Origin of the sequence: Chryseobacterium piscicola, from assembly GCF_900156685.1 — a bacterium.
GTDB classification, from domain to species: domain Bacteria; phylum Bacteroidota; class Bacteroidia; order Flavobacteriales; family Weeksellaceae; genus Chryseobacterium; species Chryseobacterium piscicola.
The window spans coordinates 95382-110221 of sequence record NZ_FTOJ01000002.1; the positions used below are offsets into that span (position 1 = coordinate 95382).

The window sequence follows — 14840 nt, forward strand, 5'->3', positions numbered from 1 at the left end:
TTAAATCTTCATTAAAATATTACTCTCAGGCTGATTTTATAATTTCTTCCCGGCATCGGATAATTCTGTATCACGCTGTAATTCTGATCCAGAAGATTATTCACTTCCAAACCTAGTCTGAATTTCCAATCTTTCATTTTAAATTCTTTAGTACCCGATATATCACTTGTGTACCAAGGCTGTTCGTAGTTTACAGGAATGTTTTCAGACATATTGTACCTTTCACCAACGTATACAAAGCTATAGTTCAGTTGCCAATCTTTGTAGGTAACTCCTAGTAGCGCACTCGCATTATTTTTTGCCGTGTACGGAATCTGATTTTTGTAGTAAGAAGTAATATTGGTTTTGGTAATATTTAAAGCTTCAGTAAAAGTATATGTAACGCGACTGCTTAATAAAAGATTTTCAGAAAGCAACCATATTGCCTGTGCCGAAAAATCAATTCCTTTAATTTCTACTTCTCCCAAATTCTCCATTGTCCAACGGAATTGTTGTCCTTTTGGATAAGCAATGATTTTATCCTGAACTCTATTGTAATACGCATCAGCTATCAGATTAATGTTTTTTAAAACTCCGGAATTAAAATCTTTGTTGAATGTAAATCCAAGATCATATTGGTTGGTAAATTCTGGTTTAAGCTGCGAACTACCAACTTCCGTATAATACAAATCATTGAAAGTAGGCATCCTGAAGATTCTTTTATAAAAACCATGCACCTTAAATTCTGAATCAAAGGGTTGGTAAGAAACAAAGACCGTAGGTGTAAATTCAGAACGGTTTTGAGGTATTGAAAAAACAGAATTTTCTATCTTTTCTTGCACAAAAGTTCCTAAAACGCTTCCTTGTATTTTAACCTTTTTAAAATCAAACTGTGAAGCCAGTGCAACCAATTCAGTTTGTCTTTCAGGATAGGCAAACTGTCTCAGATTGGCATCCAGAGCATTGTACTGGTAATCTGCCGAAAGATTAATTTTCCAGAATTTATATGGAGAATATTGATGTGCAGTTGATATATAAATCTCCTGCTGTTTATAAGTATTGTCTATCAAAAGTGGGGTTCCACCAGGATTATCATTGTAATAATGCGTGTAATCATCAGCAAATTTAGAGCTCAAAAGAAATTTATATTTAGGTGAAATTTCTTTTTCAAAACTTCCTTGTACAAAGAAGTTTTTATCCCATTGTCTACTAGAGAAAATATCATTATTTTTTGTAACAGCCCCCGGAACTCCTCTCTCAGAATCGTAATAGTAAGTTTTAAGTTTCCAAGAACCATTATTTATTTTACCAAAAATACCGGCTTCAGCGCGTAAAGCTTCAACATCGCCGTTGGTTCGTGTTCCATGGCTTTCCCAGCCAAGGCTTCCGTCGGGTAATGCAACTCTCTGATGAAATTTATACTCCCCATTGCCAGTAAGATATTCTGTGCTTAAAGCGAGGCTAATCTTATTATTTATTTTTTGCTCAATTAAAACCGAAGGATTAACTACACCAAAAGATCCTGAGCGGAAATGTAGGTTCACATTCGTTTTTTTTGAGTCTTTAAAAACAGGAGTTCTGCTTTTTAAATAAATAGATCCCGACGAACCAAAATCTTTCGCTGACTGAAAAATTTCGCTTTTCTGACCATTGTAAAGAGAAATAGATTCTACATTATCTAAAGAAAATCTGCCTAAATCTACCGTTCCGTTTTGGGCGTTTCCTAAAGCAATCCCATCATAAAATACTCCGACGTGTTGTGTACCCATCGCTCGGATATTAACGGTTTTCATTCCACCAATTCCCCCGTAATCTTTAAGCTGTACACCAGAAAAATACCGCACGGCATCTGCTACAGAACTGCTATTCAGTTTTTCCAATTCGGCACCAGTAAGTTTTTGTGAAGAAATAACACCCACTTCCTGACGTTTCATATTGATGATGATATCTTGTATAGTTTTGGTATGAATGGTGTCGTTTTCTGTCTTTTGCGAAAAAACAAAAACAGGCGTACCCAATAAAAAAAGCAGCGAAATAGAGTAAAAATATTTATTCATTCAATTTTAATAAAGCCAAAAATTGCTTTGTGAATGATATGTATAGAAGGAATTGAACCGCAATTTGCCTTAGCAAATAGGTTTTTAGACCGACTACGCCTCACTCCACGAAAGCTTCATCTATGATAAGATTTTAAAAGGTATCTGACTTGTGTATGTATTGCATAAACTAAAACATCACTTACAGTAGCGGGTCTGTTTCGGATTTGCACCGAATTCCCATTCTAAAATCGATGCAAATTTAGTGCTTTAATTTAGATAAGGCAATGAGAAATCGTTAATTTTTAGATTGGTTTTTTAGATATACTGTAAAACTCAAAAGTATCAAAATTTGAAAGCTATTATTTAAATAAAATAGCTAACTCTAGAACCAGTTTTTTTTGTAACTCAGCCTACAAAAACGTTGCGTCAAAATAAAAAGGCAACAAATTTTTAATTGAATTAACTTTAAAAACTTCTTCATTTAGATTTGAAAAATAAACCTCAATATCTTCATTTTGCTTCGTTTCGTATTCCATCAAACTTTGTCTGCACGCTCCACAAGGCGGGATAGGTGGTGTTTTTTCTGAAAATTCTCTTGGTCCGCCGATGATGAATATTTTTTTTATGACCTCATTGGGGAAATTAGCACCAATCCAGAATAAAGCCGTTCGCTCGGCACAAAGTCCTGAAGGATAAGCGGCGTTTTCCTGATTACTTCCAGTATATATTTCCTCATTTTCTAGTAGCACAGCACATCCTACCAAAAAGTTGGAGTAAGGTGCATAGCCGGTTTCACGTGCTTTTTTTGCTCTTTCAAACAGTTTTTTTTCTGTTTCGCTTAGTTCGCTGATGCTTTTGAAATGCTCGTAGCCAATTTTTATATCTTTTTTCATTTTCTCACTGTAAAAAGGGGGGTAAAAGTAATTCTTTTTATGTAAGCTGGCAATATATTTGTTCTGATACAAAATTTGTAATTTTAAAACTTTCAAAACAAAAGTAAATGCTATACACACCAATAAAATTCAGAAATGTAGAATTGGCAAACCGTTGGGTAATGTCGCCAATGTGCATGTATTCATCAAAAGATGGTTTAGCCAATGATTTTCATTTAGTGCATTATGGTAGCCGTGCTCAAGGAGGAACCGCTCTAATTATTGTAGAAGCTTCGGGCGTAGAGCCTAGAGGAAGAATTACCAATCATTGTATGGGAATCTGGAATGACGAGCAAGCTGCACAGCTTCAGAGAATTGTAGAATTTGTACATGAAAATTCAGATTCTAAAATAGGAATTCAATTGGCACATGCCGGTAGAAAAGGTTCAACATGGGAAAATAAGCAAATATCTTTGGAAGAGGGCTGGGAGACAGTTGCGCCAAGCCCAATACCGTATCATCCCACAGAAAGAATTCCGCATGTTTTAACTATTGAAGAAATTAAGCAGCAGGTTCAAAACTTTAAAGCTGCTGCCAAAAGAGCTGTCAACGCGGGGTTTGATGTAATTGAAATTCATGCTGCCCATGGTTATCTGGTTCATCAGTTTCTCTCACCACTATCAAATGTACGAACAGATGAATATGGAGGAAGTTTTGAGAACAGAAGTCGGTTTTTATTAGAAATTGTAGATGCTGTAAATGAAGAATTAAATGAAAATGTAGCTTTGTTTGTACGAATTTCGGGAACTGAATATGCTGAAAACGGATGGGGTATTCACGATAGTGTAGAACTGTCTAAAGTTCTTAAAAATCATCAGGTAGATTTAATTGATGTTTCTAGCGGTGGAAATATACACGGGGCAAAAATTGAAGTAAAGCCCATGTATCAAACTCCTTTTGCGGGTCAGGTAAAAAGAGAAGCCAACGTGAAAACAGGAGCTGTTGGCATGATTACGAGTGCCGAGCAGGCCGAATACATTATGCAACAGAATGAGGCAGATCTCATTTTTGTTGCGCGTGAAATACTGAGAAATCCATTTTTGGCAGTGCAAAGTTCATTTTATGCAAAAAAAGACTGCTTTTTCCCACACCAATATTTAAGAGCAAAACCATCAATTTAAGTTTAAACATCAATCCAACCCCAACCCATGAACATCCAAGAATACATGCTCAGTTGCCCCAGTAAGAAATTTCTAGGAATTGAATGTTTTGGATGTGGTGCGCAAAGAGCAATTGTAATGGTTTTTGAAGGTAGGTTTCTGGAGGCATTTGAACTATTTCCAGCGGTGTACACGTTGTTGCTGTTTTTTGCTACAGTGGTGCTTACATTTGTAGATAGAAAAAGAAATTACGGTAATTTATTGGTTGTTTTGGCAATTATTACAGGTTTAATAATGGTATTTTCTTATTTTTATAAACATTTTTAGAACTACAAAAAAAATAAATTATGAATCAACAAAATTTGCCTAATGCAACAGCTGTTCTTGTTTTAGGAATTTTATCTCTGGTAACTTGCGTCTGCTACGGAATTCCGGGCATGATATGCGGAGCAATTGCATTATTTTTATACAGCAAAGATAAAAAGCTATACCTTCAAGAACCTCAATTGTATTTCAACTACAGCAACCTCAAAACAGGTAAAATATTAGCCATTGTAGGTATTGTATTGAGTGTACTTTGGTTGACATTTTTAATTTTCTATATATACAATGTTATTGGTGTAGATGCACTATCAGATCCAGATTTATTGGAAGAAAGAATGAGAGAGCTACAAGAAAATTAATAAAATATAAGTTATAATAAAAGACCGCTGATTATAGCGGTCTTTTTGGTTTTTTTTTAAAAATCTTAAGATTTCAATATATTCCTATACTACTTTAAAAAAGTACAATCCTTATCTTGTCTTTTGTCTTGATACTTTGCTTCCCATTCTTCTAGTTGGAGGAAAATTGGCAGCAGGGCAAGACCTTTTTCTGTAAGAGAATATTCTACACGAGGAGGAATTTCTCTAAACTCTTCTCGGATGATCAATCCATCAGCATCCATCTCACGCAATTGGTCTGTTAAAACTTTTCTAGAGATCACGTTTATTCTCACTGCAAGTTCTCCGAAACGCAATTTCCGATCCTTGATTACCAAAACAATGATAGGTTTCCATTTACTTCCCAATGCAGCCATCGCTTTTCCGAGCGGACAGCTGTATGCCATCAATTCGTTTTTTTTCATAGAGTTTATATTTAGTTTTTAGTTCCTAAATAAGTGTGCTTACATCTTTACATGTTACAATCTGTTGATAAATAAATATTCCGACTTAAAATGAGCTAAATAAAGATTAATTTAATTATCAGTTTCAATCACAATGCGTCTTTGAGGCTATTATTTTGCCGATTTTTAATTTGAGGAAATCTGTATTAAATTTTCTAATAATTATTTTAGATTATAAGAAAGTTTTAGGTTAATAATTGGCAACAATCTTCAGTAAAAATCAAGAGATTCAGAGCCTATATTTTGTCTTCAAATAAAAGAAAAATTATCGTTACAAATAGGTTACTATAAAAAGTTACTACGAAGTTACCACTATTTTTTCTTCTAAAGATACAAATATGAACTATTATTGGTTACTTTGTGTAACAATTATAAAATAGACATTAAAATGAGTATACAATCCTTGTTTAAACCATTCAAATACAAAAATTTAGAACTCAGAAATAGAATTGTAATGGCTCCTATGACCAGAGCACAATCGGATAACGGAGTTCCAACCCAGCAAATTTCCGATTACTACGGAAGAAGAGCTGCTGCCGAGGTGGGTTTAATTTTATCTGAAGGAACAGTAATCAACAGGCCAGCTTCAAAAAACATACAAAATATCCCAGATTTTTACGGAACTGAAGCGTTGAATGGCTGGAAAAACGTTATCGACAATGTTCATTCAAATCATGGTAAAATGGGTCCACAAATTTGGCACGTTGGTGATACCAGGAGTTCAGAAGATTATCCTTTAACAGCTATGGAAAAGGCTTCTACAATGACTTTGGAAGATATAAAAGACACAATAGCACAATTTGCAGCATCTGCAAAGTCTGCTAAAGATCTCGGTTTTGATGTCTTGGAAATTCACGGTGCACACGGTTATCTTATTGACCAGTTTTTCTGGGAAAGAACCAATACCAGAACAGATGAATACGGCGGAAAGACCATTAAGGAAAGAAATAAATTTGCTGTAGATATTGTAAAAGCCATGCGAGAAGCAGTGGGAGATGATTTTACTATCATCCTGAGACTTTCACAATGGAAACAGCAGGATTACATGGCAAGAATTGCAAACACTCCTGAAGAAATGGAAGAATGGTTGCTGCCACTAAAGGAAGCTGGAGTAGATATTTTCCATTGTTCGCAAAGACGTTTTTGGGAAGAAGAATTTGAAGGTTCAGATTTAAATTTTGCAGGATGGGCAAAAAAAATTACAGGTCAACCAACCATCACTGTGGGATCTGTAGGTTTAGATGGCGACTTTATGAAAGCATTCGCAGGGGAAGGTACCGAAAAGAAAACAGACTTTTCTGAATTAACTCGCAGACTTGAAAGAGGAGATTTCGATTTAGTAGCAGTAGGCCGTGCCTTGCTTCAGGATCCTGAATGGGTTTTGAAAATAAAAGAAAACAAAACTGAAGAATTGGAAAACTTCAAGGCAGAAAGCTTGGCGGTTTTATATTAATTATCCAATTTCGGAATATAAAAGTAGGGCGGTTTTCTGCACAATAATAGCATGAAGTAGGACGATATAAGTAATGAAGAAGAAAATTTAAAAATTACCTATTTATTTTTTTTAACAATCAAGGCTTTCAAAATATGAAAGCCTTGATTTATTGTAAAAATAATCAAATTTGTATTAACGGTTTCTTACTCCGCGCTGATGATAATCAACATGTGGCGTTGGAGCTTCGTGATTTTTAGCTCCTTCAAATGCTGAATTTGTATTGTGCTTAGTACGATTTTCTAAATTTGTATTAACTGGTGTTTTAATCTTGATTTTTTTGCCGTTTCTGTAATATTGGTTATCGAATGTACGGTAGATGTGATCTTGTGGATAAGTGTTTCCATCGGGTGCAGTAAAGGTTTTAAGAACCTGACTGCGTTTCTTTCGCAATCCGAATGCTGTAATGCCTCCCACCACAACCGCTGCCGCGATGCCTAATGCGAATTTTACGGGTGTTTTCATATTGTATAATTTCATGTACAAAGCACAAAATGCTTGCCAACATCATAAAACGAGTTGAGATGAGGTATTTCTATGTTTTTAAGTAAAATATAAAAAAATATTTTGAAAGCTGATTTACAATAAGATGTAATAAGATTTTCTACATTTGTAAACTTAAAAACAAAACAATGACGGTAAATGATTTGGTTGGTATCTATTCAGTTCAAGGAAGCAATCAGGATGAGATAAGTGATAGTTCTTACCAAGGAACTCTCACACTTTCACTCGACGAAAACAACAGAATCATTGCGCAATGGCTCATCGGCGACCACGAACAAAACGGGACTGGTTTTTTTAAAGATCAAATTCTGGTTATCAATTTCAATTATCTAGGCGAAGATAAAGAAATCTACAAAGGAACTGCTGTCTACCGCTGTCTCTCCAAAGATATTCTGGATGGCTTCTGGTCCGAGAAACACGGCAATCCGCTGTATCTGGGAAGTGAATATGGTGTGCGGATTGGTTTGCCTGCTTATTTAAACTGACCGATTCATTGGTTTTTCAGGTGCGATTCGCTCTTTATTGTCATTATCTTTTCTCATTAAGAGTTTGTTTCAAAAATGCTGAGAACATCTCGTTTTAGGCGTTTTTTATTATATTTTTATCTAGTCCTGAAATAACAAAAATTGGGTTTCCGTCCATCGTTTACCATCTACTAGATTATTTTTCTGCCTATATAACCGTCATTTTAAAATCTTATAGATATGGCAAAAATTTATTCAGATTCTCATTAAGATATGCCTACTTTGAGTGCAGTGCACAATGGTTGTCTGGTGCTTTTTCAGTTTTATTTTTTTCTATTATTTCCTTTATGTATTTGTATTCTACGCATAGAAATTTTCTGTTTCTGTGTAGATTTTGCCATTGCAGATTTTTGAACAGGCTCGTGTTCGCGTTCATTTTTTTTTAGAAATTCATTTTCTCTAGACATATCTAGATTTTCGTATTCTATTTTATCCAGCAAGAGATTTAAAGAATAGCGGTCAATGTCGTGACCAGATGTATTAAGGTCTACAGGATAATTTTTTCCCTGATTATTCCAACCCTTTAGTTTGATTAACATTCGAGGGCTGTCTGGATTATAGCCGGCCTGAAATAAGACGTGAGAGAGCTTTTTAGGTTCTGAAAATTTATTTTTTCTGAAATTTTTATAAAGACGTGATAGAATAAAGTCGCCAGGCTCACGATATTCTACATTCTTTTCCCCCGATTTCATATGGTACAGGTAAACCGTTTTAATGGTTAGGAAAAGATAATCATCTTTGGTAAGACCCAAGTTACTGATGGTTTTCTCTAATTCTAAATTTTTAATCATAACATTTCTTTTTTTTTGATTACCGCAAAATGTTCTATACTACTTCCTATAAAATTGATTTCTATAAAATCTGCAAATTTCAAAAGAAAAAATATTTTTTTCAACCTCTTTCTTTTTTCGAAATCGTTTTATTTTAGTTTGAATTTTTTCAAATATATAATTATTTGTGCTTTTTGTATTAAAATTTAAATTTCAGTATTTCTATGATATTAAACTAAATAAATCTTAAACTGTACGTTTTCTGGCATTAAAATTTACTTTTAAAGCAAAGATTTCTTGTTTCATCATCACGTAAAAAGGAAATAAACTTACTATATTTAAAAAAAGTTTACCATGTTTCCAACCTTTTTGAATTTTCCTGCATCTATAAAAGTATAAAGCCAGACAATGGAAAAAGAATTACTCATAGAATGCCAGCGGAACGACCGCAACGCCCAGCGGAAAGTTTACGAGAAAATGGCGGGCAAACTGCACTCAGTCTGCAAACGCTATCTGAAAAACGACGAAGACATCGAAGAAGTTTTGGCAGATACGTTCTACAAAATTTTCACAAAGCTGTATCAACTGCAGAATCACGAAATTTTCGAAGCTTGGGCAAGAAAAATCGCGGTGAATGAGTGTCTGCAGAAACTGAGAAGCATGAAAGCGCTCGAAATTTCTTTGGATGATGATTTTGCACAGTCTAAAGATGCCCCAACCGACAGTATCTCTTTTGAAAAAGATATTTTGAAGTTACTCAATTTTCTACCAGAAAGTTGCCGAGCAATTTTTAATCTGTTTGCAATTGAAGGTTATCCGCATAAAGAAATTGCGACAATGCTTTCCATAAGCGAAGGAACTTCAAAATCTCAGCTCAATTTCGCACGGAAAAAACTGCAGGAACTTTTGGTTAATCACAACATTTAAACTTTACAACAATGGAAAATAATCACGATATAGATAAAAAATTCAATGAGGCTTCTCAATCTTTAGAAGAACCTACTACTTTTCCAGGTTTTGATAAAGTTTGGGCAAAAGTTGAAGAAAAATTAGATCAGAAAGAAGAGAAAAAAAGAATCGTTCCTATCTGGTTTCCGTATGGAATTGCTGCAAGTTTAATTATTGGTTTGGGAGCTTTATATTTTATTAATAAAAAAGAAGTTGCAGATATTTCAAAACCTCAGATCGTAGAAAATAAAGCTTCGGAAAAGCTCAAAACAAATGTTCAAGCAATCGACAGTACTATAAAATCTAATATTAAGAAGGAAATCGATATTCCAAAAATTAAAAATGATGTGGAAGTTTTGGCGTATGAAAATGTGAAAATTCCAATTGTTGATGGCATAAATAATGTTGATTTTGAGCCAGTTTTAGAAACTCAACCAGTTTATCAACCAACTCACAATCTACAATGGAAAGATACTCTTAAGCAAACAAATATTAAAGAAGTAGTGGTTACAGGTGCTTTAGGAATTAAGAGAAGGGCTTATTCTTATACCTCAAATGCTATTTCGGTGGTAAGTTCAGAAAATTTGGAAGGCAAACGATCAAAAAGAAAACAAGAAAATGGGAATGCGTTGCCACTTGTTGCGTCTGCAAATTATGGAAATATTGACTACATGAACACTTCTGGAACAACGAATATCAGAAATGAATTTCAACAAGCTAAAAGCCAAAATCTTTCCCAAGCATTGATGGGTAAAGTTTCAGGTCTTAGTATAATGCCTAATCATACAACTTCAGGCTCTGCTAATATTCTAATAAGAGGGAATAATTCTTTAAACAAAGGGAATAGCCCATTGGTTGTAATCAATGGGGTGGTTGCAGACCAAAATGCATTATCAAAATTGGATCCTCAGCAGATAAAAGGCGTCACAATACTAAAAGATGCTTCTGCAACAGCTTTATATGGAAGTCGTGCAGCGAACGGAGTAGTGGTTGTTACCACCAAAAAACTCTCAAGAAAAGAAAAAAAAGCTTTTGAAAAACTACAAAAAGTTCAAGACAGCATTAACCGAACAAGGCAAATTCAGCAACAAAATTCTGAAGAATACGAAGCTTTCGTTGAAAATCCGTTTGAATTAACAAAAAACCAGTCGGTTTCTACTTTTTCAATTGATGTGGATAAGGCAGCATATTCCAATATCCGAAGAATGATTAACAACGGAGAATATATCAATAAAAATGCAGTGAGAATTGAAGAAATGATTAATTATTTTAAATACAATTATCCGCAGCCAAAAAATAATCAGCCATTTTCAATCAACACAGAATACAATGACTCTCCGTGGAATTCTAAACATAAATTATTAAAAATAGGTTTGCAGGGAAAAGATGTTCCGATGGATAAATTAGCCAATTCAAATTTTGTTTTTCTAATTGATGTTTCTGGCTCTATGAATGCAGCGAATAAATTACCGCTGTTGAAATCTTCTTTCAAAGTTTTATTGGAACAATTGAGACCGCAGGCTAAAGTAGGAATTGTAGTCTACGCCGGAAGCGCCGGAATGATTTTGCCTCCCACATCGGCCAAAGAAAAAAATAAAATCTTGAACGCTTTGGATAATCTTCACGCAGGTGGAAGTACAGCTGGTGGGGCAGGTATTGAGTTGGCTTACAAACTCGCTCAGGAAAATTTCATCAAAGGCGGAAACAATCGCGTAATTATAGCCACCGACGGAGATTTTAATGTAGGAACGTCTTCAACAGGCGATCTTCAGACTTTAATTGAAGAGAAAAAAAAATCTGGAGTTTTCCTAACATGCTTAGGTTTCGGGATGGGAAATTTTAAAGACAACCGAATGGAAACTTTAGCCAATAAGGGTAACGGAAACTATGCTTACATCGATAATTTGCAGGAAGCCAATAAGTTCCTCGGAAAAGAATTTGCAGGAAGTATGTATGCGATTGCAAAAGATGTGAAAATTCAGATTGAGTTTAATCCGAAATATGTAAAATCTTACCGTCTGATTGGTTATGAAAACCGTAAACTCAAGAATGAAGATTTTACCAACGATAAAATTGACGCTGGAGAATTGGGAAGCGGTCACACGGTTACAGCTTTATATGAAGTCATTCCAGCTGATGTGAAATCTGAATTTTTACCAAAAGAATCTGATTTAAAATACACAAAAAATACCAACGATGAAAATTTCAGTGACGAACTGGCAACCGTGAAATTCAGATATAAAAAACCTGATGGCGATACAAGTTCGGAAATCGTTCAGGTCGTGAAAAACTCAAATGAAAACCTATCGTCTGCGAGTGATGATTTTAAATTTGCCTCTTCTGTGGCTTGGTTTGGTTTGGTCTTGAGAAATTCAGATTTAATTAAAAATAAAGATTTAATAGATGTTGAAAAACTCGGAAAAAAGGGCAGAGGAAACGATGATGAAGGGTATAGAGCGGAGTTTGTGAGACTAGTTGAGGCTTACAGAAATTTGAATAAATAAATGAACCCTAAAAAAGAAATTTCTACGGAGATTTCTTTTTTTTTCTCTATTTTTAGACATATTATTAACGATGAAAAAAATCTATCTGTTTCTGCCTTTATTTGTTGCTCAGCTTGTGTTTGCACAGAATTCACAGCAATACTCTTCTGGGATTTTTTTAGACAAAGACAAAAAACCAAAGGCTTTTCTAAAGGTTTTCAATACAAGTACTGGTGTTTACGAGGAGACTGATGCTGAGGGTTTTGCGATTATTCCTGCACAGGTTTACGATACCTTGGTGTGGAATAATGGTAAGAATACTAAGGTTGTATATGGAGTTCAGGAGTTGAAATCTATTTTGGAAAATAGAGTTCCGAAAAAATCTGTGGAAGCCATAACATCAAAAGATTACGACAGCCTTATTGCAAAAGTAAAGTTAGATGAATACAGTATTTCAAATCCCGATTATCATCTTTCAAAAAACTCAGATCCTTATTTTTATAAAATTAGAAAACTAAAGCAGAAGAACGGAGATACTTTAAAAATAAAAAAGCAGGAGCAGAACAAATTCATTATCAACGGAAGTTTCAACACTTCTTTTGAAATTAGAAACCGAAATTCGATTCCACAAACTCAAAACAGATATGTGCAGGGAAGATCTCAAAGCGGCAATCTCATTTGGCGCGGTCCCGAGACCAACGAGATTTTCAGTTATGGTCCCGATATTTCTACATTAGCCTACAATTTTCAGCCTTATGATTACGATATTAATGGTCAGTTGATTCCGATTTCGTCAGGAATGGTTTCTGCAAAGCCGTATGACAATTCGCTTTTTTCAACAACTGTTGGGTTTCACAATCAATTACAGATTAATACATTTATTAAAGGTGAAGATCAAGAAAAGATACGACTTTCGTTAGATTTGGGACAGCACAAAAATCAAACCTACTTTATCAGTCAGTACGATACCGACAATACTTTTAATGCAAAAGTGAATGCGAATGTTTTGAAATTTAAAATTCAGGCACTGTTTCATTTAGACGAAACAAAAGCTACGAATACAAACAGAGCTGCACTTTTTAACCGTGCTTATCAGGAATCTCTGCTTACGCCAATTTCGTTTTCCAATCATCAGGGAAGCTTTCTTGCCAATACCCAGCAAAGAAGTTACAGTCTGTTGGGCGATAATCCGGAATTTCTTTTTGCACAGAATAACCGATACAATTTTCTTTCAAATCAGAAAAAATACAGTCTCAATCTCTCAAGAAGATGGAATCGTTTTAACTTTGAAATCAATCAGTCTTACGAAAATGACTATTTCAGAAATATAGATTTTTACAAACCTTCTACCAATGGTTTTCCAAAGGGTTTAATGAACCAAAGACTTCAAAACAACAGTTTGTACAATGCAAGTATTGTAGGAGAATATACCCTAGATCAGAATAATTTTTCGCATGTTTTCAGATTTAATTCTATTGTTAATGACAGGCATTCTGATGTTTCTCACAGTTCACAAAATTCGGTATACAATTACCAGCGGACTTCCCAGGATCATATTTTTAATTATGATCTCAGATTTAATGGAAACGATTTAGTATTTGGTGCCAATCTTGGTAATTCTTTTTATGTCTCTAATACATCATATAAAAACAAATATTGGCTTCCAAAATCAACGTTGTATGTATCTTTCGAAGATGTTTTTGGCTGGAATAATACGCATGTCAAATTTCTCGGCGCATACACCCAAATGAGTTCAGAACCAGACATTACTCGCTCATTTTCTTCCTATTCTACCACATTGCTTACCGCACAAAATGCCTATCAATATTTTCCTTTGCGTGAGGCCGAAACGTTTAAAAATCTTTCCACAATAGATATTGCAGAGTCAAAGGCAGGATTTAGCTTTACTTATCGGTATAAATTGATTTTTGAAGTCGATTATTTTACAAAGAAAATCACCAATGATATTTTTCCTGTGTTTGAAGGCAACAGACTTCTACTGAAGAATCTTGCAGATCATACCTACAAAGGTTTGGAACTGAATGCTTCTTATAACAATTTAAGAATTGGGCAGTATTTTACAATATCCAACAGAGCTTCATTCTACCAATACCGCGATATTGTAGACCGTGTTTATATAGGATACAATGATTTACCACTGTCCGGTTTTCAGGATGTCTACAAAACATTGTCTGAAGGAGAGGTTTTAGGTGCTGTTGTAGGGAATTATTATGAAACAAATGCTGCCGGCCAAACAATCATCGATGATTTCGGATTTCCGTTAAAGTCGATTAAAAAAAAGATTATTGCAGATCCCACACCAGATTTTGTGATGAAATTTAACCATAATTTTAATTATAAAATATTCGCGCTCGACATCAACTGGGAATGGAAAAAAGGCGGGCAACTCTGGAACGGAACTCAGGCTGTACTCGATTATTACGGCCGCTCAAAAACCTCGGGGGATGACAGGAATCTTAAAAATTATGTATTTTCCGGAGTTCATGCGAACGGCTCACCCAATCAGACTGATGTAGATTTTTATGACCCAGACCAGTCCGTTTTTGAAAATCGATGGACGCGTTATGGCATCACAGGAGTTGCAGAAAGTTATGTTCAAGATGCCGATTATATAAGAATAAATTCTATTTCTCTGGGTGCCAAATTTAATGCAGGAAGAGCTTATAGAAATCTTGGGATTTCACTTTTTGTGAATAATTTGATGCTTTGGCAGGCCAATTCCGGTGCAGATCCTAGCCAGAATTTCTACGATCTAGACAGCGGTCGCGGCCTAGATTTTTTCAATCTTCCGTCTTATAAAAGTTTCGGATGCATGGTTTCATTTCAATTTTAAATTATGAAGAGCAGATTTACACGCTATATTTCGATTTTAATCTTAGTTTT

At 34.8% G+C, this 14840-nt stretch carries 13 protein-coding genes and 1 riboswitch; of the genes, 8 read left to right on the top strand and 5 right to left on the bottom strand.

Going from position 1 to position 14840, the window contains the following annotated elements; genetic code table 11:
* Positions 1-11 precede the first annotated feature (11 nt).
* Positions 12-2036 carry a TonB-dependent receptor plug domain-containing protein gene (locus BW939_RS04470; protein WP_076450294.1) on the bottom strand — a complete coding sequence of 675 codons (2025 nt, stop codon included), beginning with the start codon at positions 2034-2036 and terminating at the stop codon, positions 12-14.
* A 118-nt stretch (positions 2037-2154) separates the two neighbouring features.
* Positions 2155-2295: riboswitch (cobalamin riboswitch) on the bottom strand.
* A gap of 133 nt (positions 2296-2428) precedes the next feature.
* Positions 2429-2911 (bottom strand): cytidine deaminase, encoded by a 483-nt coding sequence (locus BW939_RS04475; RefSeq protein ID WP_076450815.1) that lies wholly within the window; start codon positions 2909-2911, stop codon positions 2429-2431.
* 107 nt (positions 2912-3018) lie between these two features.
* On the opposite strand from BW939_RS04475, the gene BW939_RS04480 reads away from it, so the two are divergent.
* The 3 genes from BW939_RS04480 to BW939_RS04490 are packed head-to-tail and all read left to right on the top strand — an operon-like array spanning position 3019 to position 4733.
* Entirely contained in the window at positions 3019-4071 is a 1053-nt protein-coding gene (locus BW939_RS04480; protein WP_076450296.1) for an NADH:flavin oxidoreductase/NADH oxidase, read from the top strand.
* A 27-nt stretch (positions 4072-4098) separates the two neighbouring features.
* Positions 4099-4377, top strand: a complete 279-nt coding sequence (locus BW939_RS04485) for a DUF2752 domain-containing protein (protein ID WP_076450297.1) — start codon at positions 4099-4101, stop codon at positions 4375-4377.
* Positions 4378-4397: 20 nt separating this feature from the next.
* Positions 4398-4733 (top strand): CCC motif membrane protein, encoded by a 336-nt coding sequence (locus BW939_RS04490; RefSeq protein ID WP_076450299.1) that lies wholly within the window; start codon positions 4398-4400, stop codon positions 4731-4733.
* A gap of 89 nt (positions 4734-4822) precedes the next feature.
* Here the strand turns inward: BW939_RS04490 and BW939_RS04495 are convergent, their stop codons facing one another.
* Positions 4823-5176 (bottom strand): winged helix-turn-helix transcriptional regulator, encoded by a 354-nt coding sequence (locus BW939_RS04495; protein WP_076450300.1) that lies wholly within the window; start codon positions 5174-5176, stop codon positions 4823-4825.
* Positions 5177-5603: 427 nt separating this feature from the next.
* Here BW939_RS04495 and BW939_RS04500 point away from each other — a divergent pair, with 427 nt between their 5' ends.
* Entirely contained in the window at positions 5604-6668 is a 1065-nt protein-coding gene (locus tag BW939_RS04500; RefSeq protein ID WP_076450302.1) for an NADH:flavin oxidoreductase, read from the top strand.
* Between the two features lie 174 nt (positions 6669-6842).
* Here the strand turns inward: BW939_RS04500 and BW939_RS04505 are convergent, their stop codons facing one another.
* Positions 6843-7172, bottom strand: coding sequence for a hypothetical protein (locus BW939_RS04505; protein ID WP_076450303.1), 330 nt, complete (start codon positions 7170-7172; stop codon positions 6843-6845).
* A gap of 167 nt (positions 7173-7339) precedes the next feature.
* Here BW939_RS04505 and BW939_RS04510 point away from each other — a divergent pair, with 167 nt between their 5' ends.
* Positions 7340-7696, top strand: a complete 357-nt coding sequence (locus BW939_RS04510) for a hypothetical protein (RefSeq protein ID WP_028121555.1) — start codon at positions 7340-7342, stop codon at positions 7694-7696.
* 302 nt (positions 7697-7998) lie between these two features.
* Here the strand turns inward: BW939_RS04510 and BW939_RS04515 are convergent, their stop codons facing one another.
* Entirely contained in the window at positions 7999-8526 is a 528-nt protein-coding gene (locus BW939_RS04515) for a hypothetical protein (protein WP_028121556.1), read from the bottom strand.
* Positions 8527-8913: 387 nt separating this feature from the next.
* Between BW939_RS04515 and BW939_RS04520 the strand changes: the two genes are divergently transcribed.
* The 3 genes from BW939_RS04520 to BW939_RS04530 all read left to right on the top strand — a co-directional run bounded on the left by BW939_RS04520 (position 8914) and on the right by BW939_RS04530 (position 14790).
* Complete coding sequence (locus tag BW939_RS04520; RefSeq protein ID WP_076450305.1) at positions 8914-9432, top strand: RNA polymerase sigma factor; 519 nt, start codon at positions 8914-8916, stop codon at positions 9430-9432.
* Positions 9433-9443: 11 nt separating this feature from the next.
* Positions 9444-11957: a vWA domain-containing protein gene (locus BW939_RS04525; protein ID WP_076450307.1), complete on the top strand. Its 2514-nt coding sequence runs from the start codon at positions 9444-9446 to the stop codon at positions 11955-11957.
* Positions 11958-12027: 70 nt separating this feature from the next.
* Positions 12028-14790: a hypothetical protein gene (locus tag BW939_RS04530; protein WP_076450309.1), complete on the top strand. Its 2763-nt coding sequence runs from the start codon at positions 12028-12030 to the stop codon at positions 14788-14790.
* Positions 14791-14840: the final 50 nt, after the last annotated feature.

Excerpts from the sequence above, each read along its gene's own strand:
- BW939_RS04500 (WP_076450302.1), top strand. The coding sequence starts at position 5,604 with ATGAGTATACAATCCTTGTTTAAACCATTCAAATACAAAAATTTAGAA.
- BW939_RS04485 (WP_076450297.1), top strand. The coding sequence starts at position 4,099 with ATGAACATCCAAGAATACATGCTCAGTTGCCCCAGTAAGAAATTTCTA.
- BW939_RS04490 (WP_076450299.1), top strand. The coding sequence starts at position 4,398 with ATGAATCAACAAAATTTGCCTAATGCAACAGCTGTTCTTGTTTTAGGA.
- BW939_RS04495 (WP_076450300.1), bottom strand. The coding sequence starts at position 5,176 with ATGAAAAAAAACGAATTGATGGCATACAGCTGTCCGCTCGGAAAAGCG.
- BW939_RS04505 (WP_076450303.1), bottom strand. The coding sequence starts at position 7,172 with ATGAAAACACCCGTAAAATTCGCATTAGGCATCGCGGCAGCGGTTGTG.
- BW939_RS04530 (WP_076450309.1), top strand. The coding sequence starts at position 12,028 with ATGAAAAAAATCTATCTGTTTCTGCCTTTATTTGTTGCTCAGCTTGTG.
- BW939_RS04510 (WP_028121555.1), top strand. The coding sequence starts at position 7,340 with ATGACGGTAAATGATTTGGTTGGTATCTATTCAGTTCAAGGAAGCAAT.
- BW939_RS04475 (WP_076450815.1), bottom strand. The coding sequence starts at position 2,911 with ATGAAAAAAGATATAAAAATTGGCTACGAGCATTTCAAAAGCATCAGC.
- BW939_RS04470 (WP_076450294.1), bottom strand. The coding sequence starts at position 2,036 with ATGAATAAATATTTTTACTCTATTTCGCTGCTTTTTTTATTGGGTACG.
- BW939_RS04515 (WP_028121556.1), bottom strand. The coding sequence starts at position 8,526 with ATGATTAAAAATTTAGAATTAGAGAAAACCATCAGTAACTTGGGTCTT.
- BW939_RS04520 (WP_076450305.1), top strand. The coding sequence starts at position 8,914 with ATGGAAAAAGAATTACTCATAGAATGCCAGCGGAACGACCGCAACGCC.
- BW939_RS04525 (WP_076450307.1), top strand. The coding sequence starts at position 9,444 with ATGGAAAATAATCACGATATAGATAAAAAATTCAATGAGGCTTCTCAA.
- BW939_RS04480 (WP_076450296.1), top strand. The coding sequence starts at position 3,019 with ATGCTATACACACCAATAAAATTCAGAAATGTAGAATTGGCAAACCGT.